At 64.5% G+C, this 22,728-nt stretch carries 16 protein-coding genes, 4 tRNA genes and 1 pseudogene; 11 read left to right on the top strand and 10 right to left on the bottom strand.

Annotated features, from left to right (window positions below; all coding sequences use genetic code 11):
* Positions 1-14 precede the first annotated feature (14 nt).
* Positions 15-848: an amidohydrolase gene (locus tag APH28_RS10500; protein ID WP_060509104.1), complete on the top strand. Its 834-nt coding sequence runs from the start codon at positions 15-17 to the stop codon at positions 846-848.
* A 159-nt stretch (positions 849-1,007) separates the two neighbouring features.
* Here the strand turns inward: APH28_RS10500 and APH28_RS29470 are convergent, their stop codons facing one another.
* Positions 1,008-1,871, bottom strand: coding sequence for a methyl-accepting chemotaxis protein (locus tag APH28_RS29470; RefSeq protein WP_371263078.1), 864 nt, complete (start codon positions 1,869-1,871; stop codon positions 1,008-1,010).
* A pseudogene (locus tag APH28_RS29465) lies at positions 1,863-2,840 on the bottom strand (methyl-accepting chemotaxis protein); the annotation flags it as partial. The gene APH28_RS29470 and the pseudogene APH28_RS29465, both read right to left, overlap by 9 nt.
* 352 nt (positions 2,841-3,192) lie before the next feature.
* Between APH28_RS29465 and APH28_RS10490 the strand changes: the two are divergent.
* Positions 3,193-5,070, top strand: coding sequence for an MFS transporter (locus tag APH28_RS10490; RefSeq protein WP_060509101.1), 1,878 nt, complete (start codon positions 3,193-3,195; stop codon positions 5,068-5,070).
* A gap of 9 nt (positions 5,071-5,079) precedes the next feature.
* Here APH28_RS10490 and sugE read toward each other — a convergent pair whose 3' ends face one another.
* The 3 genes from sugE to rdgC form a co-directional block, all read right to left on the bottom strand.
* Complete coding sequence (gene sugE / locus APH28_RS10485) at positions 5,080-5,397, bottom strand: quaternary ammonium compound efflux SMR transporter SugE (protein WP_060509099.1); 318 nt, start codon at positions 5,395-5,397, stop codon at positions 5,080-5,082.
* Between the two features lie 95 nt (positions 5,398-5,492).
* Entirely contained in the window at positions 5,493-6,458 is a 966-nt protein-coding gene (locus tag APH28_RS10480) for a bile acid:sodium symporter family protein (protein ID WP_060509096.1), read from the bottom strand.
* Between the two features lie 183 nt (positions 6,459-6,641).
* Entirely contained in the window at positions 6,642-7,562 is a 921-nt protein-coding gene (gene rdgC / locus APH28_RS10475) for a recombination-associated protein RdgC (RefSeq protein ID WP_060509094.1), read from the bottom strand.
* Between the two features lie 216 nt (positions 7,563-7,778).
* Here rdgC and APH28_RS10470 point away from each other — a divergent pair.
* The 4 genes from APH28_RS10470 (at position 7,779) to APH28_RS10455 (ending at position 8,280) form a co-directional block, all read left to right on the top strand.
* Positions 7,779-7,854 (top strand) — tRNA-Val (locus APH28_RS10470).
* 13 nt (positions 7,855-7,867) lie between these two features.
* Positions 7,868-7,944 (top strand) — tRNA-Asp (locus tag APH28_RS10465).
* A gap of 170 nt (positions 7,945-8,114) precedes the next feature.
* Positions 8,115-8,190, top strand: a tRNA-Val gene (locus tag APH28_RS10460).
* A gap of 13 nt (positions 8,191-8,203) precedes the next feature.
* Positions 8,204-8,280, top strand: a tRNA-Asp gene (locus tag APH28_RS10455).
* A gap of 157 nt (positions 8,281-8,437) precedes the next feature.
* On the opposite strand, the gene map is transcribed toward APH28_RS10455, so the two are convergent.
* Positions 8,438-9,214 (bottom strand): type I methionyl aminopeptidase, encoded by a 777-nt coding sequence (gene map / locus APH28_RS10450; protein ID WP_060509092.1) that lies wholly within the window; start codon positions 9,212-9,214, stop codon positions 8,438-8,440.
* A 338-nt stretch (positions 9,215-9,552) separates the two neighbouring features.
* Here map and APH28_RS10445 point away from each other — a divergent pair, with 338 nt between their 5' ends.
* The 3 genes from APH28_RS10445 (at position 9,553) to nirD (ending at position 16,568) form a co-directional block, all read left to right on the top strand.
* Complete coding sequence (locus APH28_RS10445) at positions 9,553-13,353, top strand: bifunctional nitrate reductase/sulfite reductase flavoprotein subunit alpha (RefSeq protein ID WP_060509090.1); 3,801 nt, start codon at positions 9,553-9,555, stop codon at positions 13,351-13,353.
* Positions 13,354-13,656: 303 nt separating this feature from the next.
* Positions 13,657-16,206 carry a nitrite reductase large subunit NirB gene (nirB, locus tag APH28_RS10440; RefSeq protein WP_060509088.1) on the top strand — a complete coding sequence of 850 codons (2,550 nt, stop codon included), beginning with the start codon at positions 13,657-13,659 and terminating at the stop codon, positions 16,204-16,206.
* Positions 16,206-16,568, top strand: a complete 363-nt coding sequence (nirD, locus tag APH28_RS10435; RefSeq protein WP_060509086.1) for a nitrite reductase small subunit NirD — start codon at positions 16,206-16,208, stop codon at positions 16,566-16,568. Before nirB ends, nirD begins: the two co-directional genes overlap by 1 nt.
* Positions 16,569-16,624: 56 nt before the next feature.
* On the opposite strand, the gene APH28_RS10430 is transcribed toward nirD, so the two are convergent.
* The 4 genes from APH28_RS10430 to APH28_RS10415 all read right to left on the bottom strand — a co-directional run bounded on the left by APH28_RS10430 (position 16,625) and on the right by APH28_RS10415 (position 20,517).
* A complete protein-coding gene (locus APH28_RS10430; RefSeq protein WP_060509084.1) occupies positions 16,625-17,575 on the bottom strand; it encodes a 2-hydroxyacid dehydrogenase in 951 nt (316 codons plus the stop codon).
* A gap of 24 nt (positions 17,576-17,599) precedes the next feature.
* Positions 17,600-18,358 carry an SDR family oxidoreductase gene (locus APH28_RS10425; RefSeq protein ID WP_060509082.1) on the bottom strand — a complete coding sequence of 253 codons (759 nt, stop codon included), beginning with the start codon at positions 18,356-18,358 and terminating at the stop codon, positions 17,600-17,602.
* A 16-nt stretch (positions 18,359-18,374) separates the two neighbouring features.
* Positions 18,375-19,085, bottom strand: coding sequence for a fumarylacetoacetate hydrolase family protein (locus tag APH28_RS10420; protein WP_060509080.1), 711 nt, complete (start codon positions 19,083-19,085; stop codon positions 18,375-18,377).
* Positions 19,086-19,176: 91 nt separating this feature from the next.
* On the bottom strand, positions 19,177-20,517 hold the full coding sequence (locus APH28_RS10415; RefSeq protein ID WP_060509078.1) for an MFS transporter: 1,341 nt from the start codon (positions 20,515-20,517) through the stop codon (positions 19,177-19,179).
* A gap of 293 nt (positions 20,518-20,810) precedes the next feature.
* Between APH28_RS10415 and APH28_RS10410 the strand changes: the two genes are divergently transcribed.
* Both APH28_RS10410 and pcaQ read left to right on the top strand, forming a co-directional pair.
* Positions 20,811-21,740, top strand: coding sequence for an AraC family transcriptional regulator (locus APH28_RS10410; RefSeq protein ID WP_060509076.1), 930 nt, complete (start codon positions 20,811-20,813; stop codon positions 21,738-21,740).
* Positions 21,741-21,750: 10 nt separating this feature from the next.
* Positions 21,751-22,683, top strand: coding sequence for a pca operon transcription factor PcaQ (gene pcaQ / locus APH28_RS10405; protein WP_060509074.1), 933 nt, complete (start codon positions 21,751-21,753; stop codon positions 22,681-22,683).
* The last annotated feature ends 45 nt before the right edge of the window (positions 22,684-22,728 follow it).

The raw sequence follows: 22,728 nt of genomic DNA, 5'->3' as shown, positions 1-22,728 counted from the left end.
GTCCTGTGAAAACCATGCCCGACGTTCCTGCCTCATACCTGACCGCCATCGACAGCCATGCCCACGTGTTCAGCCGTGGGCTGAACCTGGCCAGCGAGCGGCGTTACGCGCCCAGCTACGATGCGCCGCTGGACGATTACCTGGGCCAGTTGCTAGCCCACGGCTTCGGCCGTGGTGTACTGGTTCAGCCCAGCTTCCTGGGTACCGACAACCGCTACCTGCTCAGTGCCCTGCAGACCGTGCCGGAGCAACTGCGCGGGGTGGTGATGCTTGACCGGGACGTCGAGCGCGAGACGTTGCAGGAGATGGATCGGCTGGGGGTCAGGGGCGTGCGCCTGAACCTCATGGGGCAGGGCCTGCCAGACCTCACAGATGCCCAATGGCGGCCGATGCTGGAGCGCATCGGCGAACAGGGCTGGCACCTGGAGCTGCACCGTCATGTCGCGGATATTCCTGCGCTGGTACGGGCACTGGAACCTTACGGCCTGAACATCGTGGTCGACCATTTCGGCCGGCCCGATGCCCGCCTGGGCCTGGGGCAGCCGGGGTTTGCCGAGCTGTTGACGCTGGGCGGCAAGGGCAAGGTGTGGGTCAAGGTGTCCGGGATCTATCGTTTTGAGGGCACGCCGGAGCAGAACCTGGCGTTTGCACGTCAGGCCCTGTGCGCGCTTGAGGCCCACTACGGTGCTGAACGGTTGATGTGGGGCAGTGACTGGCCGCACACCCAGCATGAGTCATCGGTGAGCTTTACCACGGCGGTCGAGCAGTTCGAGGCGCTGGGCTGCTCGGCTGAATTGCGCCGGGCGCTGGTGGTGGAGACTGCACAGGCGCTGTTCGGGTTCGAGTAATCTGGCGCTGCGTTAGCTGTAGGAGCGGCCTTGCGTCGCGAAAGGGCTGCGTAGCAGCCCCAGCAATTGCAGCGTTGACTTTGAATCCTGGGGCCGCGTTGCGGCCCTTTCGCGACGCAAGGCCGCTCCTACAGTCGGTGCAGCTGTCAGACCACTGAATCAGAACCGGAATCGGCTGATCATCTGCTGCAGCTGCCCGCCCAGTCGCGCCAGCTCCACGCTGGAGGCCGAAGTCTGCTGACTGGCTTCTGCCGTCTGTTCGGAAATATCCCGCACCGTCACCACACTGCGGCTGATCTCTTCAGCCACCGCGCTCTGCTGCTCCGAAGCCGCGGCAATCTGCTGGTTCATCAGCTGAATCCCCGACACGCGCTGGGTAATCCCCTCCAGCGCCACCCCAGCCTCGCGCACCAGCGCCACGCTGCTTTCGGTCAGGCTCTGGCTCTGCTCCATCAGTTCGCTCACCGAGCGGGTGCCTTCCTCAAGGCTGCCAATCGCCGACTCGATCTCCAGTGTCGACGCCTGGGTACGTTGTGCCAGGCTGCGCACTTCATCGGCCACCACGGCAAAGCCACGGCCCGCTTCACCGGCCCGCGCCGCTTCGATGGCGGCGTTTAGCGCGAGCAGGTTGGTCTGCTCGGCCACGGCCTTGATCACATCCATGACCTTGCCGATACGCTGGCTTTCGCTGCGCAGCGCGCCCATGGCTTCGCCAGTGGCATCCACCTGGCTGGCCAGGCGGCTGATCTGTACCACGGCGCGGTTGACCACGCTGTCACCTTCACGGGCTTCTTCGTCGGTGGCGCTGGCAGCCTCGGAGGCTTCGCCGGCATTGCGCGCCACCTCGTGCACGGTGGCGGCCATTTCCTGCATGGCCGTGGCCACCTGGTCGGTTTCAACCTTCTGGTTGTTGGCACCGGCGCTGGTCTGCTCGGTGATCGCCGAGAGCTCTTCGGTGGCGCTGGCAATCTGCGAAATGCCATCGCGCACCTGGGCAATCAGCTCGCGCAGGTTGCGGGTCATGCCCTGCAGGGCGTTCTGCAGTTGGCCGACTTCATCGCGGCGGCGGCTGGCCGGTTGTTCGCTGAGGTCGCCGGCGGCCACCTGCTCCATGGCGCTCAATGCCTGGCGCAACGGCTGGCTGATCTGCCGGGCAATGACCACGGCAGCCAATGCACCGATCAGCAAGGCGAGCAGGGTGGTGGCAATCTGCAAGGTACGGGCGAAATGGCTGTCCTTGGCAACCAGCACGGCCTGGTCATCCAGCAGCTGGCCAATGACGCCGTTGAGGCGTTCGATGTCCTTGGCCATGGCTGCGCGGTAACCGACCAGGTTGCTGACTTCGCCACGGAACGCCTCGACAGCGGCGGCATAGGCCTGCACCTGCTGCTGCAATTGCTGGAACTGCTGCGGGAAGTTGCCATTGAAGCGCGCCACCAGCCCAGGCAAGTCGTTCACTGTGGTGGCGATCTGGTTGTTCATCAAGTTCTCGGTCTCGGCGTTGGTGTTACCGGTGTAACCGCGAACGTGGTAGCGCAGCAGGATGAGGTTTTCGCGAATCTGATTGATCGCCTCGATGCGCACGAAACGCTGTTCGGCATCAGGCAAGGCCCGCACCTGATTGCGGATCTGCTCGATGCTGGCGAATGACTGGGTGGCCAGCACGCCCATTTCCTTCTGCGCGGCGCGCATCTGTTCGTAGGAACGGAAACTGGCAGCCTGACAGCTGCTGTAGCCCTGCAGCGCCTGGTCGGCGGCATTGATCAGCGCATGGGTCTGCGCCTTGTTCATCACTTCGCGCAGCTTTTCCAGTGTCGGCTTGAAGGCGTCCAGTGCAGTTTGCAGCTGCTTGCTCTCGGCTGCCGCGCCGTTGGCCATGGCATGCCGCAAGCGCGCTTCGCGCAGGTCACCGAGGGCGTCGTTGAGCCGCGAAACATCGCTGACCACCTCGCTGCGCCGGACCAGACTGCCCAGTCCGTCCCAGCTGATCATCGACTGCACGAGTGTCAGGCACAGCACCAGGCCGAAACCGAGGAAGAGTTTGTGGGCGATCTTGAGGTCGCCAAACCAGGTAAACATTACTGCCGAGCTCCTTTTCTTGTGCGTTGGAGGAGACCTGAGGTCTGTACCTTCTGTCAGATATAGTCATCTATATGAATTATCGGCATATGTAACAAATTCTGAACAGTGGTTTGGCTGAAATTAATGTCACTGTGATATCAAATTGTGAGCGAGTTCCTGTGTTGTCCCGTGTTCCTTGCCAAGCGCAGGCTTTCCCGTGCAGATTGTGGCTCGCAACGCTCTGCGTGCCTCCAATGACAAAAGACACTCAGGAACAAGGACGATGAGTCACCCCTCGCAATTCACCTTGCTCGGCAAGCGGCGTTTCCTGCCGTTCTTCGTCACCCAGCTGCTGGGTGCCTTCAACGACAACCTGTTCAAGCAGTCGCTGATCCTGGCGATCCTGTTCAAGCTCAGCTTGGGCGACGGTGACCGTTCCATCTGGGTCAACCTCTGCGCGCTGCTGTTCATCCTGCCGTTCTTCCTGTTCTCGGCACTGGGCGGGCAGTTTGGCGAGAAGTTCGCCAAGGACGCGTTGATCCGAGCAATCAAGCTGGCCGAAATCGCCATCATGGCGGTTGGCGCCATCGGCTTCATCACCAACCACCTCACGCTGATGTTGGTGGCATTGTTTGGCATGGGCACTCACTCGGCGCTGTTCGGCCCGGTGAAGTACTCGATCCTGCCCCAGGCCCTGCGCGAAGAAGAGCTGGTCGGCGGCAACGGCCTGGTGGAGATGGGTACCTTCCTCGCCATTCTGGTCGGCACCATCGGCGCCGGTGTGATGATGGCCACCGACAGCTATGCCATGCTGGTGGCCGCAGGCGTGGTCGGCACTGCCGTGCTGGGCTACCTGGCCAGCCGCTGGATCCCCCGGGCCGCAGCCGCCTCGCCGCAGATGGCGCTGGACTGGAACATCTTCAAGCAGTCGTGGGTGATCCTGCGCATGGGCCTGGGGCAGACCCCTGCCGTGTCGCGCTCGATTGTCGGCAACTCGTGGTTCTGGTTCGTCGGCGCCATCTACCTGACCCAGATCCCGACCTACGCCCAGGAATGGCTGCACGGCGACGAGACCGCAGTGACCTTGGTGCTGACCCTGTTCTCGGTGGGCATCGCCCTCGGTTCGCTGCTGTGCGAACGCCTTAGCGGGCGCAAGGTGGAAATCGGCCTGGTGCCGTTCGGCTCGTTCGGCCTGACCCTGTTCGGCCTGCTCTGGTGGTGGCACTCCGGTGACGTACCGGCCGGTGCGCAGCCGCACGACTGGCTGGCGCTGCTGGGCATGCATCAGGCCTGGTGGATCCTGGTGTCGATTGTCGGCCTCGGTGTGTTCGGCGGCTTCTACATCGTGCCGCTGTACGCCCTGATCCAGGCGCGCACCGCTGAAGACCAGCGGGCTCGGGTGATCGCTTCCAACAACATTCTCAATGCCTTGTTCATGGTGGTCTCGGCGATTTTCACCATTGTCCTGCTGAGCGTGCTCAAACTGAGTATTCCGCAGCTGTTCCTGGTGGTGTCGCTGCTCAACGTGCTGGTGAATGCCTACATCTTCAAGATCGTGCCCGAGTTCACCATGCGCTTCCTGATCTGGCTGCTCAGCCACTCGATGTACCGCGTGCAGCACCGTGACCTCGAGCGCATCCCCGATGAGGGCGCGGCACTGCTGGTGTGCAATCACGTTTCGTTCGTCGACGCGCTGCTGCTGGGCGGGGCGATCCGCCGGCCGATCCGCTTCGTCATGTACTACAAGATCTACAACCTGCCGGTGCTCAACTTCGTGTTCCGCACGGCAGGCGCCATACCGATTGCGGGGCGCAACGAAGACCAGGCCACCTACGAACGTGCCTTCGCGCGTATCGCCGAGTACCTGGCTGACGGTGAACTGGTGTGCATCTTCCCGGAAGGCAAGCTGACCGGCGACGGCGAGATCGATGTGTTCAAGGGGGGCGTCAGCCGCATTCTCGAAGAATCCCCGGTGCCGGTGATTCCGCTGGCGCTGCAGGGCCTGTGGGGGAGCTTCTTCAGCCGCGACCCGGCCAAGGGCTTCTTCAAGCGCTTGTGGTCGAGGGTGACCATCGTGGCAGGCGCCGCCATCCCGGTGGAGGCGGCGCAGCCAGACGCCTTGCGCGAGCAGGTCAGCCGCTTGCGCGGCGCCCTGCGCTAAGGAGTGGGATCAGCTGGCGCTGACTTTCAGGCCGATCAGGCCGGTAATGATCAGCGCCACGCTGACCAGCCGCACCAGGGCCATCGACTCGCCGAACAGGATGATCCCGGCGATCACCGTGCCGACGGCGCCGACGCCGGTCCAGATGGCATAGGCGGTGCCCAGCGGCAGTTCCTTCATGGCCAGGCCCAGCAGGCCAAGGCTGACGGCCATGGCGGCGACGGTGAGTGCGGTAGGCAGGGGTTTGCTGAAGCCGTCGGTGTACTTCAGGCCGACGGCCCAGCCGACCTCGAACAGGCCGGCGAAGAACAGGATGATCCAGGACATGATGCGTCTCCATCGTTGCGAATGATGGGGCCGTCCCCAGGATGGTCACGCGGTGCGTCGTGAGGTCGTCCTCACAGTGGCCTTTAGGGTACACATCAATGCCTGGTCGGCTCAACCTCTTCGAAGGCGGCCGTTGGGTCTTCCATTCGGCGGAACCAGGTCGACAGCAGCGCCCCGGAGATGTTGTGCCAGACGCTGAACAGCGCGCTCGGCACCGCCGCCAGCGGCGAGAAATGCGCCGCCGCCAGTGCCGCCCCCAGCCCCGAGTTCTGCATGCCCACCTCCAGCGCCAGCGACTTGCGCTGGGCCAGCGGCAGGTTGCAGAGCCGGCCAGTGAGGTAGCCCAGCAGATAGCCGAAGGTGTTGTGCAGCACCACCACCGCCATGATCAGCAGCCCCGACTCGGCGATCTTGGCCTGGCTGGCCGCCACCACCGCGCAGACGATCATCACGATGCTCACCACCGACACCAGCGGCAGCACCTGCACCGCCGTCTGCACCCGTGCCCCCAGCACGCGTTGGGCCAGCACGCCGAGCACGATCGGCAGCATCACCAGCTGCAGGATCGACCAGAACATGTCCATGAAGGACACCGGCAGCCAGGCGGAAGCCAGGAACCAGATCAATGCCGGCGTCAGCAGTGGCGCGAGCAGGGTGGTCACCGCAGCGATCGCTACCGCCAGTGCCAGGTCGCCCTTGGACAGCCAGACCATCACGTTCGACGCCGTGCCGCTCGGGCAGCAGCCGACCAGGATCACGCCCACGGCGATCTCTGCCGGCAGGTGGAACAGCTGGCACAGCAGCCAGGCCATGCCCGGCATGATCACGAAGTGCGCGACCACGCCGAGGGCCACACGCCATGGCTGGCGGGCGAGGGCGGCGAAGTCGTCGAGCTTGAGGGTCAGGCCCATGCCGAACATCACCAGGCCCAGCAGCGGCACGATGGCGACCTTCAGAGCGATGAACCACTGGGGCATCAGGAAGGCCAGTACGGCGAACACCAGCACCCACAGGGCGAAGGTGTTGCCGACGAAGCGGCTGAGGGCGGCGAGGGCGCGCATGGGGCAATTCCTTTTCTATTTATAGCTTTATGAATTTCACTGGCCCTTTCGCGGGACAAGCCCGCTCCTACAAGAACACCACATGCCCGAGAGCTGTGATGTCCTTGTAGGAGCGGGCTTGCCCCGCGAAAGGGCCGGTCCTGGCTACAACAAACTCAGCCAGCACCGGCATTTCAACCCGAATCAGACCCCTTGCGGAATCTCCTCGCCACCGAGCGCTTCGAACAGCACCGGCAGGAACTCGGCAAAGGTCATCATCATCAGCTGGAAGCTGGCATCGAACTGCTGCGCGGCTTCGTCGCCACCGTCCTGTTCGGCCTGTTCCTGCAGCAGCTCTTCAAATTTCAGGCGCTTGATCACCATTTTGTCGTCGAGCACGAACGACAGCTTGTCCTGCCAAGCCAGGGCCAGCTGGGTGACCACCTTGCCGGTGCTCAGGTGCAGCTGGATTTCCTCGCTGGTCAGGTCCTGGCGCTTGCAACGGACGATGCCGCCATCTTCGGCGGTGTCACGCAGCTCGCACTCGTCCAGCACATAGAAGCCTTCGGCAGCCTGTTGCGACTTGACCCAGTCGGTCATGGTCGCGGTCGGTGCGATCTTCACGGTGGCTGGGCGCACCGGCAGCGAGCCCATCACTTCACGCAGGGTCGACAGCAGGTCTTCGGCGCGCTTGGCGCTGGCCGAGTTGACCAGAATCATCCCCAGGCGCGGGGCGATGGCGGCAAAGATCATCGAGCGGCGGATGAACGCGCGCGGCAGGAAGGCTTGGATGATCTCGTCCTTGATCTGGTCGCGTTCCTTTTTATAGACCTTGCGCATTTGCTCGGTCTCGATCTCTTCGACCTTTTCCTTCACCGCATCGTTGACCACGCTGCTCGGCAGGATGCGTTCTTCCTTGCGCGCGGCAATCAGCATAAATTCGCCGCTGACGTGCACCAGGGGAGCGTCTTCGCCCTTGCCGAACGGCGCGACGAAACCGTAGGTGGTCAGCTCCTGGCTGGCGCAGGGGCGGGCCGGCTTGGTGGCCAGTGCGGCTTCCAGCGCTTCAGCCTCGAACGGTACTTCCTGGGTCAGGCGGTAGGACAGCAGGTTCTTGAACCACATGGGGGGCAATCTCTCCTTAATGCATAAGGCGGGCATTATTCTCCGAGCAGTGCTCCAAGGCCAACCCTGTCAGAGGGCCAGCAGTGTCATATCGCTAAAGAAAACCAGCGGCTGCGCTAGGTCTTTGAAAGGTCAGGGATTTTTTTTGGAAAAAGTTTAAAAAGTGCTTGCCAGGGTGGCGGCCCCTCCGTAGAATGCGCGCCACACCGAGACGAAGGGTGATTAGCTCAGCCGGGAGAGCATCTGCCTTACAAGCAGAGGGTCGGCGGTTCGATCCCGTCATCACCCACCACTCGATGTATAGCGCAGCGGTAGTTCAGTCGGTTAGAATACCGGCCTGTCACGCCGGGGGTCGCGGGTTCGAGTCCCGTCCGCTGCGCCATATTCCACTTCCAGGGCCCACTGAACACCCGGAAGTAACAGAGAAAGCGACCTTAGGGTCGCTTTTTTTGTGCCTGAATTTTGCGGTTGATATTTTTTGCGAAAAAGTTGCAGCAATGGCTTGCCAGGCTGCTGGATCGTCCGTAGAATGCGCGCCTCACCGAGACGAATGGGTGATTAGCTCAGCCGGGAGAGCATCTGCCTTACAAGCAGAGGGTCGGCGGTTCGATCCCGTCATCACCCACCACTCGTTGAATAGCGCAGCGGTAGTTCAGTCGGTTAGAATACCGGCCTGTCACGCCGGGGGTCGCGGGTTCGAGTCCCGTCCGCTGCGCCATATTCCGCTTCCAGGGCCCACTGAACACCCGGAAGCCACAAAAAAAGCGACCTTAGGGTCGCTTTTTTTGTTTCTGCAGCATGCGCGCTCCGTGTGGGAGTGGCCTTGCCGGGGCGCCAGACCGGTCGGAAAGGGGCGCAAAGCGCCCGCGGCAATCTCAGCGATTACGCTCCTCTTCCCGCAACGTCAGCACCTCGACCCCATCCTCGGTCACCGCCACCGTATGCTCCCACTGCGCCGACAGGCAGTGGTCCCGGGTAATCACCGTCCAGCCATCCTTGAGCGTCCGCGTCCCGCGCCCGCCCTGGTTGATCATCGGTTCGATGGTGAACACCATCCCCGGCTGCAGCTTCATGCCCATGCCCCGCGCGCCAACGTGCAACACCTCCGGCCCTTCGTGCATCTGCTGGCCGATGCCATGGCCGCAGTATTCGCGTACCACGCTGTAGCCAGCGGCCTCGGCATGGGCCTGGATGGCATGGCCGATGTCCCCCAGCGTCGCTCCGGGGCGTACCTGTTCGATGCCTTTCCACAGCGCATCGTACGTAGTGTCGACCAACCGCTGGGCCTCATCGCTGATCGGCCCGATGCTGTACATCTTCGACGAGTCGGCAATGTAGCCGCCCTGTTCAAGGGTGATGTCGACGTTGATGATCGAGCCTTCCTTCAGCACTTCATCAACCTTCGGGATGCCGTGGCAGACCACATGGTCCACCGAGGTGTTGAGCGAGTAGGGAAAACCGTACTGGCCCTTGCTGGCCGGGCGGGCCTTGAGGGTATCGATGATGAATGCCTCGGCGCGGTCGTTGATCTGCATCGTGGTCACGCCGGGGCGGACGAAGCTGTCGAGTTCGGCGAACACCTGGGCCAACAGCTGGCCGGCGTTGCGCATCAGTTCGAGTTGGGCGGGGGTCTTGAGGATCACCTTGGACATGGAATGCGGGCTGTAGCTCTTGCTGGAAATTGCTCCAGCATAGCGCCATGGGTAGCTCGCTTGCCACCGCGTGGTGCGTTGCCTGTACCGGCCTCTTCGCGGGCACGCCCGCTCCCACAGGTACTGCGCAGTCTTCAAACCTGTGGCGATCCTGTGGGAGCGGGCGTGCCCGCGAAGAGGCCGGCACAGCTGGCCCACTAATTGCTGAATGACCTCTATCCAGGGCTATCAACGTCGACAGCCCAAACACCTCACGACAAAGGCGCCGTGTTGCCCCGCTTGCTTTGCAAGCCCGGGCAACCGGCGCCTTTTTGCGTTCCTGACAGGGGAGACCGCCCATGGCCACAAGCGAAGTACGCAGCGTCTGCCCCTACTGTGGCGTCGGTTGCGGCATTGTCATGAACATCCAGGATGGCAAGGTCAGCAAGATCAGCGGCGACAAGCAGCACCCGAGCAATTTCGGCCGCCTGTGCACCAAAGGCCTCACCGCCCACCTGCCACTGACCGCTACCGGGCGCATGGAGCACGCTTACGTGCGCCAGCAACGCAGCCAGCCGCCTGCGCGTAGCAGCATGGACCAGGCCATTGCCCAGGCCGGCGAGCGCCTGCGTGGCATCATTGACCAGCATGGCCCTGACGCCGTAGCGCTCTATGTGTCCGGGCAGATGTCGCTGGAAGCCCAGTACCTGGCCAACAAGCTGGCCAAGGGCTTCATCCGCACCCGCCATATCGAATCCAACTCGCGGCTGTGCATGGCCAGCGCCGGCAGTGGCTACAAACTGTCGCTCGGCGCCGACGGCCCGCCCGGCAGTTACCAGGATTTCGAGCGCGCCGATGTGTTCCTGGTGATTGGCGCGAACATGGCCGACTGCCATCCGATCCTGTTCCTGCGCCTGCTCGACCGGGTCAAGGCCGGCGCCAAGCTGATCGTCGTCGATCCGCGGCGCACCGCCACGGCCGACAAGGCCGACCTGTTCCTGCAGGTGCGCCCCGGCAGTGACATGGCCCTGCTCAACGGCCTGCTGCACCTGCTGCATCACAATGGCCACAGCGACCCTGACTTCATCGCCTGCCATACCGAAGGCTGGGACGAGCTGCCGACCTTCCTCGACGATTACACCCCGGAGCGCGTGGCCGCCATCACCGGCCTGAGCGAAGCCGATATCCGCCAGGCCGCCGAATGGATCGGCACCGCTGGGGAGTGGATGAGCTGCTGGACCATGGGGCTCAACCAGAGCGTCCATGGCACCTGGCACAGCAACGCCCTGTGCAACCTGCACCTGGCCACCGGCACCATTTGCCGCCCCGGCAGCGGGCCGTTTTCGCTGACCGGCCAACCCAATGCCATGGGCGGCCGCGAAATGGGTTACATGGGCCCGGGCCTGCCGGGCCAACGTTCGGCGCTGGTGGCGGCGGACCGCGCCTTCGTCGAGGAGCGATGGCGCCTGCCACCGGGCAGCCTGCGCAGCGAAGGTGGCGAGGGCACCATCGCGCTGTTCGAGCAGATGAAGGCCGGCGTAGTGAAAGCCTGCTGGGTGATCTGCAGCAACCCGGTGGCCAGCGTCGCGAACCGCCAGCAGGTGATCGACGGCCTGCGCCAGGCCGAGCTGGTGATCACCCAGGACGCCTTCCTCGATACCGAGACCAACCGCTACGCCGATATCCTTTTGCCCGCCGCGTTGTGGGCCGAAGGCGAGGGCGTGATGATCAACAGCGAGCGCAACCTGACGCTGATGCCACGGGCGGTGCAGGCGCCCGGTCAAAGCTTGGCGGACTGGCAGATCATCGCCCGGGTCGCCTGTGCCATGGGCTACGCCGAGGCCTTCGATTACCCCGACGCCGAGGCGGTGTACGACGAGATCCGGCGCTTCTGGAATCCGGCCACCGGCTATGACTTGCGCGGCATCGGCTATGAGCAGTTGCGCGACAGCCCACGGCAATGGCCCTGCGCGCCGGGTTGCGAAGACGACCGCAGCCCGCTGCGTTACCTGAACGACGGCCGCAGCCAGCAGCTGCTGCGCGATACCGAGGGCAATGCGCCTGCCTTGGCGTTCCCCACCGCAAGCGGCAAGGCACGCTTCTTCGCCCGGCCCTGGCTACCGGCGCCCGAATTGCCGGACGCCGACTACCCGTTGGTGCTCAACACCGGCCGCGTGCAGCACCAGTGGCACACCCTGACCAAGACCGGCAAAGTGCCGGCGCTGAACAAGCTGGAGCCTGGCCCCTTCGTTGAAATCCACCCGGAGGATGCTGCCCGCCTGGGCGTCGCCGACAAGGATCAGGTCGCCATTCGCTCACGTCGCGGCCAGGCCGTGCTGCCGGCCCGCATCAGCGACCGGGTCATGCCTGGCAACTGCTTTGCCCCGTTCCATTGGAACGACGTGATCGGCGAGCAGCTGGCGATCAATGCCGTGACCTGCGATGCGGTCGACCCGCTGTCGCTGCAACCGGCGTTCAAGCATTGCGCCGTGGCCCTGGAGCGGGTCGCGGGTGAGCGTATCGATGCCCTTGAGCTGAACCCCCCTGTTGCGCAGCGCGTGCAGCCAGGCGCCACGCCAATGCTCGCAGCGCCGCGCCACCAAGTGCTGTGGGCTTCACAGACGGGCAATAGCGAGGCGCTTGCCGAGCGCTGTACCGAGCGCCTGCGGGGTGCGGGTCTGGAGGTACAGCTCAGTTGCCTGGAAGCGGTCAGCCCCAGCCAGCTGCAAGGTGCCGCCAGTGCGGTGCTAATTACCAGCACCTTCGGTGACGGCGACGCGCCCGACAGCGCCACGGCATTCTGGCAGGCCCTGCAAGGCGAGCAGGGCGCTTGCTGCGCGCAGCTGCCCTATGCCGTGCTGGCCTTGGGTGACTCCAGCTACGACCAGTTCTGCGGCTTTGGCCGCAAGCTCGACCAGCGCCTGGCGGAACTGGGTGGGCGCCGCTTGCTGCCGCGGGTCGATTGCGAGCCGGATTTCGATGAGGCGTTCGCCGCCTGGCTCGAAGCGCTGCTGCCGGAACTCGGCAGCGCCAGCTCACCGGCACCGGTCAGTAAAGCTGCATCTGCCGCGGGCTACAGCAAGCAGCGGCCGTGGTCGGCCCCACTGCTTGCCAATCAACTGCTCAACGGCCCGGGGGCGAGCAAGGAAACCCGCCAGTTGGTGTTCGACCTGTCTGGCAGCGGTTTCACCTATGCCGCCGGTGATGCCTTGGGCGTATGGCCACGCAACTGCCCGGCGTTGGTCGAGGAACTGCTGGCGCAGATGCAACTCGATGGTCAGGCAGCGGTGAAATTGAAGGGGCAGCCGGCGATGCCACTGGCCGAGACCCTGGAAACCCATCTGGAAATTGCCAAGGTCACGCCGCACCAACTGCAAGTGTTCAGCGCGCATTGCGCTGACCTGCAGCGCCTGCTGCAACCCGAGTGCAAGGCCGAACTGCGGAACTGGCTGTGGGGCCGGCAGCTGGTCGATGTGCTGCGAGCGTTCCCTCAGCAGTTGCCGTTGGCGACCTGGCTCGACCTGCTCAAGCCGCTGCAGCCGCGCCTGTATTCGATCAGCTCCAGCCCATTGGCCCATCCGGACGAGGTGCACCTGACCGTTTCCACCGTGCGTTATGGCGAGCGCAAGGGCGTGTGTTCCACCTTCCTTGCCGACCGGGTCCAAGCACTGAAGGTGGCGATCTTCCCGCAGGTGTCGAAGCACTTTCGTCTGCCCGAGGACAATGACGTGCCTGTGATCATGGTCGGCCCCGGCACGGGTATCGCGCCGTTCCGTGCCTTCCTTGAAGAGCGCGAAGCGCGCGGTGCCAGAGGCGGTAACTGGCTGTTCTTCGGCGAGCAGTATGCAGCCACGGACTTCTACTACCAAGAGCAGCTCCAGGCTTGGCAGGCGAGCGGGCACCTGCGTCTGGACACGGCGTTCTCGCGGGACCAGGCCGAGAAGATTTACGTGCAGCAGCGGATGCTCGAGCAAGGCGCGCAGTTGTGGCAGTGGCTGGAGGCGGGGGCGTATTTCTATGTCTGTGGCGATGCCCAGCGCATGGCCAAGGATGTGGATGCGGCGTTGCGTGAAATCATTGCGGTGCATGGCGGCGTGGATGCCGAGGCTTATGTCGAGACGTTGAACAAGGCCAAGCGGTATCGGCGTGATGTGTATTGATGTGCTCCAGGATGGTGAGCGCTGCACTTGAAATGTGCATTTGCTGTGCCGGCCTCTTCGCGGGTGAACCCGCTTCCACAGGTGCTGTGCAAAGGTTGAGGGCAGTGGACGCCTGTGGAAGCGGGTTTACCCGCGAGGAGGCCGGCACAGGAAGCAGGATTGGCACAGTCCCTGCTTTACCGCTTATACAACAAAGCCCACTGATCAACGGCGATCAACCCGGGCCACCCACCGTGATGAATACAGGCAAAGGCGCCTGGAGCTTCGGCTCCAGGCGCCTTTTTTTTGATCGAGGATCGGCTTATGAAGGCAACTGCGAGCGGGCATCGGGAGCGATTGATCATCGTCGGCAACGGCATGGTCGGCCACCATTGCGTCGAGAAACTGGTCGAACGCGGCGCCCTCGCGCGCTTCGAGCTGCATGTGTTCGGCGAGGAACGCCAACGTGCCTACGACCGCGTGCACCTGTCGGAGTACTTCGCCGGCAGCTGTGCCGAAACCTTGGCCCTGTGCGGGCACGACTACTACGGCAACAGCGGCGTGCACCTGCACCTGGGCGAAGCGGTGCTGGAAATCGACCGCGAACGCTGCGAGGTGGTGACTGCCGAGGGCCGCTACGGCTACGGCCAGTTGGTCCTCGCTACCGGCTCCTATCCGTTCGTGCCACCGATCGAAGGTTCCAGCGGCAATGCCCGCCTGGTCTACCGCACCCTCGATGACCTCGATGCCATTCGCGCCGCTGCCGGCCAAGCGCGCCGTGGCGTGGTGGTCGGTGGCGGCCTGCTGGGCCTTGAAGCCGCCAACGCGCTGAAGTCCCTCGGCCTGGAAGCGCACGTGGTGGAGTTTGCCCCTCGGCTGATGCCGGTGCAGCTGGACGGCGAGGGCGGCGCCGCGCTCAAGGCGCAGATCGAGGCCTTGGGTGTCGGTGTGCACCTGTCGCGCGCCACCCAGTCGATCAGCGCAGGTGAAACCTACCGCTACCGCATGAATTTCGACGGCGGCGAACACCTGGAAACCGACTTGATCGTGTTCTCCGCCGGTATCCGCCCGCAGGATGCCCTCGGCCGTGCCAGCGGCCTGGAAGTCGCCGCACGCGGCGGCGTGGTGATCGACAACCACTGCCGCAGCAGCGACCCACGCATCTTCGCCATCGGCGAGTGCGCATCCTGGAACGGCAGCGTGTTCGGCCTGGTCGCCCCGGGCTACAGCATGGCGCGTAACCTGGCCGCGCTGCTGATGGGTGAAGCCGCCAGCGCATTCACCGGCGCCGACCTGTCGACCAAGCTCAAGCTGCTGGGTGTGGATGTCGGCTCCATCGGCGACGCCCACGGTGCCACGCCAGGTTCGCGCAGCTACCGCTTCATCGACGAGGCCAACAACGCCTACCGCCGGTTGGTGGTGGATGCCAGCGGCAAGCACGTGCTCGGTGCGGTGCTGGTGGGCGACAACCGCTACTACGACACCCTGCTGCAATACGCCCAGAACGGCATTGCCCTGCCGGCCGACCCGGCAGCGCTGATCTTGCCGCAGAGCGGCGGTACGCCTGCACTCGGCGCCGACGCGCTGCCCGACACTGCGACCATCTGCTCGTGCCACAACGTCAGCAAGGGCGCCGTGTGCGCCGCCATCGACAGCGGCTGCGGCGACCTTGCCGCGGTCAAGGGTTGCACCAAGGCCGCTACCGGCTGTGGCGGCTGTGCGGCGTTGCTCAAGCAGGTGTTCGAGCACGAACTCACCGCCCGTGGCGTCACCGTTGACAAGAGCCTGTGCGAGCACTTCGCCTACACCCGCCAGGCGCTCTACGGCCTGGTGCGGGTCGAGGGCATCCGCACCTTCAACGAACTGCTCGAACGCCACGGCAAGGGCCATGTCGGCTGTGACATCTGCAAGCCGGCAGTGGGCTCGATCCTCGCCTCGTGCTGGAACCAGCCGATCATGGACCCGACGCTGGTGCCGCTGCAGGACACCAACGACACCTTCATGGCCAACATGCAGAAGAACGGCACCTACTCGGTGGTGCCACGCATCCCAGGCGGCGAGATCACCCCCGACAAACTGATCGTGATCGGCCAGGTGGCGAAAAAGTACGACCTCTACACCAAGATCACCGGCGGCCAGCGCATCGACCTGTTCGGCGCCCAGCTGCACGAGCTGCCGCTGATCTGGGGCGAGCTGATCGAAGCCGGCTTCGAGACCGGCCACGCCTACGGCAAGTCGACGCGCACGGTGAAATCGTGCGTAGGCAGCACCTGGTGCCGCTACGGCGTACAGGATAGCGTTGCCATGGCCCTGCGCCTGGAAGACCGCTACAAGGGCCTGCGCAGCCCGCACAAGCTCAAGTTCGCCGTCTCCGGCTGCACCCGCGAATGCGCCGAGGCGCAGAGCAAGGACATTGGCGTGATCGCCACCGACAAGGGCTGGAACCTGTACGTCTGCGGCAATGGCGGCATGCGCCCGCGCCACGCCGAGCTGTTCGCCACCGACCTGGACGACGAAACCTTGGTACGCCTGATCGACCGCGTGCTGATGTTCTACATCCGTACCGCCGACAAGCTGCAGCGCACCTCGGTCTGGCGCGAAGGCCTGGAAGGTGGTCTGGACTACCTCAAGCAGGTGATTCTCGACGACAGCCTGGGCCTGGCCGCCGAGCTGGAGGCGCAGATGCAGCATGTGGTCGACCAGTATGAATGCGAATGGGCCAACGCCCTGAATGACCCCGAGAAGCTCAAGCGCTTCCGCACCTTCGTCAATGACCAGCGCGCCGACCCGGACGTGCACTTCGTGCGCGAACGCGAACAACGCCGGCCGGCTGCACCGCTGCACCTGATCCCAACCGTCGAGGAGGCTGTCTGATGAAACTGTCCAATGCTGCTGTGAAGCCCCAGGCGAACTGGCAGGCGGTGTGCCAGGCCGATGACCTGGTGGCCGATTCGGGCGTGGTGGTGTGGCTGGATGGCGCGCAAGTGGCGCTGTTCTACCTGCCCGAACGGGAGCAGAGCCTGTATGCGGTGGACAACCGCGATCCGCGGTCGGGGGCCAATATCATCGGGCGTGGTCTGGTCGGTAGCTTGCAGGGGGAACTGGTGGTGGCGGCACCCTTGTACAAGCAGCATTTCAGCTTGCGGAGCGGGGCGTGCCTGGAAGATGCCGGGCAGCGCTTGCGGGTGTGGCCGGTGCGGATGCATGGTGGGACGGTAGAGCTGGCGGTGGTCTGACGTTCTGTTATCGGCCTCTTCGCGGGCATGCCCGCGAACAGGCCGGGACAGGCTGCTTAGATCACCAACCCCTGCGGTTTGCGCCCGGCAAACACGTCCACCAGGCTGGCCACCACCATTTCCCCCATGCGCGTGCGGGTTTGCACGGTGGCGCTGGCGCGATGCGGCTGCAGCACCACATCTTCACGTTCGAACAAGGCCTCTGGCGCCCTTGGTTCATCGGCAAACACATCCAGCGCCGCGCCAGCGATCTCGCCAGCCTCCAGCGCCGCGATCAGCGCCGGCTCATCCACCAGCTTGCCGCGGGCGATGTTGACCAGATACCCCTCGGCCCCCAACGCCTGCAGCACTTCGCGATTGATCAGCGCCTCGCCCTTGTCGGCGGCTGCCGCAAGAATCAGCGCATCGCTGTCCTTTGCCAGTTGCAGCAGATCCGCCTCGAAACCATAAGGCACCTCCAGCGCCTGCAAATCGGTGTAGCGAATCGGGCAGCCGAACGCCGCCGCCCGTTGCGCCACCGCGCGGCCAACCCGGCCCATGCCGACGATGCCCACGCGCATGCCCGACACCTGGCGGGCCAGCGGCAGCGGAGCCAGCGGTGTGGCGCTGGTGGCCCAGTGGCCGGCGCGCACGAAACGGTCACCGGTGCAGATGCCACGGCACAAGCCGATCAACAGGCCGATGGCGAGGTCGGCGACATCCTCGGTGAGGGCGCCGATGGTCGCGGTTACCTGAATGCCACGATCGCGGGCATAGGCCAGATCCACCGCGTCGGTACCGACGCCATTGACTGCGACCACTTCGAGGTTGGGCAGGCGCGCCATCAGCGCCTGGCTGATGCCGGTGTGGCCACCGGTGATCACGCCGCGGATGTTGTCGGCATGCTGGCTGACATAGGCGTCCTTGTCGGCCTGTTCATAGTAGCGGTGCACGGTGAACAGCTGTTCCAGGCGCTCGCGGATTTGCGGAATAAGGATCGGGCTCAGTTGCAGGACTTCAGGTTTCATCGGTCACTCCATCAGGAACAGGGATCAGCCACGGCCAACGAACGGCATGTTGCTGGCCATCACGGTCATGTTCAGTACGTTGGCGTCCAGCGGCAGCGCGGCGATGTAGCGCACCGCATCGGCTACGTGGCGCACGTCGAGCATCGGTTCGGCGGCGATCTCGCCATTGGCCTGGCGCACTCCACGGGTCATGCGCTCGGACAGCTCGGTCAGGGCGTTGCCGATGTCCACCTGGCTGCAGACGATGTTGTACGGCCGACCATCCAGCGCCAGCGCCTTGGACAGGCCCAGCACCGCATGTTTGCTGGCGGTGTAGGGGGCGGTGAACGGGCGCGGGGTGTGCGCCGAGATCGAGCCGTTGTTGATGATTCGCCCGCCTTGTGGTTGCTGGCGGCGCATCAGACCGAAGGCGGCGCGGGCGCACAGGAACACGCCGTCGACGTTGGTGGCGATGACGTTGCGCCAGTTCTCCAGCGGCAGCTCGTCGACCGGTACCGCGGGGGCGTTGATGCCAGCATTGTTGAAGATCACATCGAGGCGGCCGTGCACCTCTTCGATGGTGGCGAACAGCTGTGCGACGCTCTGTTCGTCACGTACGTCGGTGGGCACAGCCAAGGCTTCACCGCCCGCTGCCTGCGCCTGTTCGACAACGGCCTGCAGCGGTTCTGCGCGGCGCCCGGCGAGGACCAGGCTGAAGCCGTCCTCCAGCAGGGCGAGGGCGACGGCGCGGCCGATGCCGCTGCCGGCACCGGTGACCAGGGCGATTTTCTTGTGTTGGCTCATGTGGGCTCCAGTAGATTCAGGCGGCGTTAGCGGCATGCCCGGCAGGGCGAGGGCCGACGCGCAGTTGCAGTTCGCCGATGCCATCGATGCCGGCGTGGATCGTGTCGCCCGGGTTCAGCGGCGCTACGCCAGGGGGGCTGCCGGTCATGATGAGGTCGCCGGGGCGCAGGGGCAGCTGGCGGGACAGCCGGCTGATCACCTCGGCCAGGGCCCAGGTCTGCTGGCTCAGGCGGGCACGCTGGCGTTCCTGGCCATTGACCTGCAGCCACAGCGACGCATCCAGCGGCCAGGCGCATTCGCTGGCGGGGACGATGGCGGTCATCGGTGCCGAGGCGTCGAACACCTTGGCGCCTTCCCAGGGCAGGCCCTCGGCCTTGGCCTTGCGTTGGTGGTCGCGGCGGGTCAGGTCCAGGCCAGCGGCAAAGCCGAACACGTGCTCCAGAGCCTGCTCCGGCGTGATATCGGCGCCGCCTTTGGCGATAGCCGCGACCAGTTCGATCTCGTGGCAGAACTCGTCAGTCTGCGGCGGGAAGGGCAACTCGCCTTGCGCCTCGACCACATTGCTCGCCGGCTTCATGAAGAACACCGGCTCTAGTGGCGCCGGTCCGTAGGACTCTGGCCAGGGGTAGTTGCGGCCCAGGCAGAACACCCGGCCGACCGGGAAGCGCGCAGCGCTGCCGCGGATCGGCAGGCTGACGATGGCCGGCGGGTTGAACAGGTAGGTCATGGTGGATCCTCCGTACTGGAGTGGCCAGCGTAAGTCAGGGGCTGGCCGGCAAAGTTGGACGAAAGCGGGGGCGGCTTGGACTATTCGGGGCTCATGCTGCGGTCTTCAGTTCGATGCGATACAGCTTGCCGAGCAGCAACGAGTAGGACAGGGTGCCCATCAACGCCACCCCACCGATGAACCAGAACGCCATGGCGAACGAGCCGCTGGCATGCACGATCGCGCCAATCACGATCGGCGTGACGATGCCGCCGATGTTCGCCGCCAAGCTGGTGACGCCGCCGGTCAGGCCGATCAGTTCCTTGGGCGCCACTTCCGACACCGCTGCCCACGACGCCGAGGCGATGCCCTGGGCGAAGAACGCCAGGGTGAGGATGGCGATGCACAGCACATTGGAGTTGGTGAAATTCACCAGCACGATCGACATACCTAGCATCGAGCCCACCACCAGCGGCAGCTTGCGGGCGAACGACAGCGAGTAGCCCTTGCGGATCAGCAGGTCGGAAACGATCCCCGCGAGCAGGATGCCAACTGTCGCGCCAATGAACGGCATGACCGCAAAGATGCCGACCTTGATCAGGGTCAGCTGGCGCTCTTCGATCAGGTAGGTGGGGAACCAGGTGAGGAAGAAGTACAGCGCCGAGGTGCTGGCGAACTTGCCCAGGCAGATGGCCCAGACCTGGCGATAGCGGAACAGCTCAGCCACTTGGCGCCAGTCGAAGCGGGTGCGCTGCTGGCTGCTTTTCACCAGGCCACCGCCGTCTTCGATGTAGGCCAGTTCTTCCTTGCTGACTTTCTTGCAGTTCAAAGGGTCGCGGTACAGCCACAACCACACGACGCCGAACAGGATGCCGACCAGGCCGGTGCTGTAGAACACATGGCGCCAGTCATAGGTGGTGGCCAGCCACAGCAGGGCACCGGTGAACAGCGCGGTGCCCAGATACTGGCCGCACACGTAGATGCTGCTGGCCATGCCGCGTTCGCGGGCGGGGAACCATACCGTGACTGCGCGGCTGTTGGCCGGGAAGGCCGGGGCTTCCATGGCGCCGACCGCCAGGCGCAGGCCGAACAGTGAGGCGAAGCCGCTGGCCAGGCCCTGGGCGACCGTGACTGCCGACCAGCTGATCAGCGATACGCCATAGGTCAGGCGCGAGCCGAAGCGATCGGCGATGAAACCAGCGGGCACCAGCGCCAAGGCGTAAGTCCAAGCGAAGGCGGAGAAAATCAGGCCCATCTCGACCTTGTCCAGGCCCAGGTCCTTGGCCATGAAGGGCGCTGCGATGGAGATGTTCACCCGGTCGGCGTAGTTGATGATGGTCGCCACCAGCAGCAGCGACAGCATGAACCAGCGGCGGCGGGTGGGCAGGCGCTGGGCAGGGGCCGCGTCCAGCGCGTACGACGACGCGGCGCGGGGGGTAGGCGTGCTCGACATGAGTCGACCTCGTTTGTTGTTGTTGGTAGAGGTTGGGCTGCAGTCCCTTTTCTAAGGTGGTCGTACAACGAGTTGAATGCAACGACGGTTTTAGACCGTTTTTTTCATAGGGGGCGGGGCAGGGCTGTGCTGTCCAAGAAAATCCACAGCCGGGTTTTGCTCGGGTTTATCGCTGGATATCGCGTTTTCAGAGGGCTGTGTCGAAATGAGGTTGCGCAGGTTTTTGCAGACGGGGTTAAATTAAAGAGTTTGGACATCGTACAACTATACGACCCGCAACCCGGAGATTGCCCATGCCCCCCAAGCGCGAGGTCCCGACCTACGTCATGCAGCAGCGCAGCGAGCTGATGGATTTCTACATCCGCGACCAGCGCGGCCGCCCCGCCGAGACCGCGCCGCATCGTCACGAGTACTTTCAGATCCAGGTCAACTTCGGCGGCGATACGGTGCAGCACATCGGCAGTGTGCAACGCCCCTTCAAGCGCAACACCCTGGCCTTCATCCTGCCGCACCGGGTGCATGTGATCCCGCACCCGGCCGACAGCGACTTCGTGGTGATCAATTTTTCCCAGACGTTCCTGCTGCCGCACCTGGCCTGCGACCCGATGGACCTGGAGGAAGTGTCGATCCTGCAGGCGCCGGAGCTGTCACCGTTCCGCTTCCAGGAGCATCTCGACTTCTGCCTCGACGAGGCCGAGTTTGCCGAGGTACGGCAGATCCTTGATCGCATGCGCGGGCTGGACGCCAAGCGCCGCTTCGGTAGCCGCGAAATGCTCAAGGGCCTGTTGCTGCAGCTGATCGGACAGGTCTGCGGCCTGTACGCCGAGCCGCTGCGCGAGCTGGCCGACAGCAATGCCGCCCAGCTCAGCCGCCGCGCTGCGCTGGGCCGCATGAGCGAATACCTGCGCCGGCATATCGACGACCCCGACTTGAACCTGCAGAAAGTCGCCGCGGCCACCTACCTGTCGCCGACCTACCTGACCCACTGGCTGCGCAAGGAGATCGGCAAGACCTTCAGCGAGCTGGTGCTGGAGCGGCGCATGCATACCGCGCGCAATTACCTGCTCAATGGCAGCCGCCCGGTGGGCGAGGTGGCGCGGCTGTGTGGATTCGCCGACGAGGCCTACTTTTCCCGGCGCTTCCGGCAGATTCACGGCCTGCCGCCGGGGCAGTTCCGCCGTCAGCAGCGCGACCCGGATACGCCGCAGGTGGCGATGCGGTAAGCTTGCCGGCATGAACCTCGACACCCGCATCAAGTACCGCCACCTGCTGTGTTTCCTGGAGATTGCCCGGCAGGGCAGCCTGGCCAGGGCGGCCGATATTCTGGCGATCAGCCAGCCAGCGATTTCCAAAACCCTCAAGGAGCTTGAAGACCTGCTCGAGGCGCGCTTGTTCGAGCGCAGCCGTCAGGGCGTCGAGCTGACCCCGGCGGGCACGCGCTTCATGCGTTACGCCGGGCCTAGCGTGCAGGCGCTGCGTGATGGTGTCAGCAGCCTGCGCGGTGAAGCGCGGGCGCCTTCGCAGGTGCGCATTGGCGTGCTGTCGACGGTTGAAGGGTTGTTGATGCCTGAAGTGCTGTGCCGCCTGCATCAACGTCACGAGGCTTTGGTGATCAGCGTGGTGACCGGGGTCAGTGCCCAGTTGCTCGGGCAACTGCATCTGGGCGAGCTTGAGCTGGTGGTCGGGCGCATGACCGACAGTCCACAGATCCAGGGGCTGTCATTCGAGCACCTGTACAGCGAGTCGATGGCTCTGGTGGTGCGCCCTGGTCATCCCTTGCTGGCGAGCGCACCCGTGGAGCGGCAGCGGGTCGGGCAGTATCCGTTGGTGCTGCCACCGCCGGGCACCACCATCCGCCAACATGCAGACAGCCTGTTCGTGCAGTGCGGCATCCAGATGCCAGCGCAGCGCCTGGAGACGTTGTCGTTGGCGTTGAGCCGGCGTTATCTGCTGGGGAGTGATGCATTGTGGGTGGCGCCGCGGGATGCGGTGCTGCTGGATTTGCGCCGGGGCGAGCTGGCCGAACTCGACCTTGGTGTGCGTGAGCCGGGTGGGTCGGTGGGGATTTGCCGCAATGCTGCTTTGCCGTTGAGCTTGCCCGGGCAGTGGGTTTGTGAGGTGTTGCGCGAGCTTGCGGAGCAGTATCGGGAGGGGCGGTATCCTTGAGGTGCCTGCCGCAAGAGATTCAGCGTCTATGAGATCGAGCGCCGC

Origin of the sequence: Pseudomonas sp. NBRC 111124 (assembly GCF_001320245.1) — a bacterium.
Taxonomy (GTDB): Bacteria; Pseudomonadota; Gammaproteobacteria; order Pseudomonadales; family Pseudomonadaceae; genus Aquipseudomonas.
Note: the sequence above shows the minus strand (reverse complement) of the source record. Positions and strands in the feature narration are given on the sequence as shown.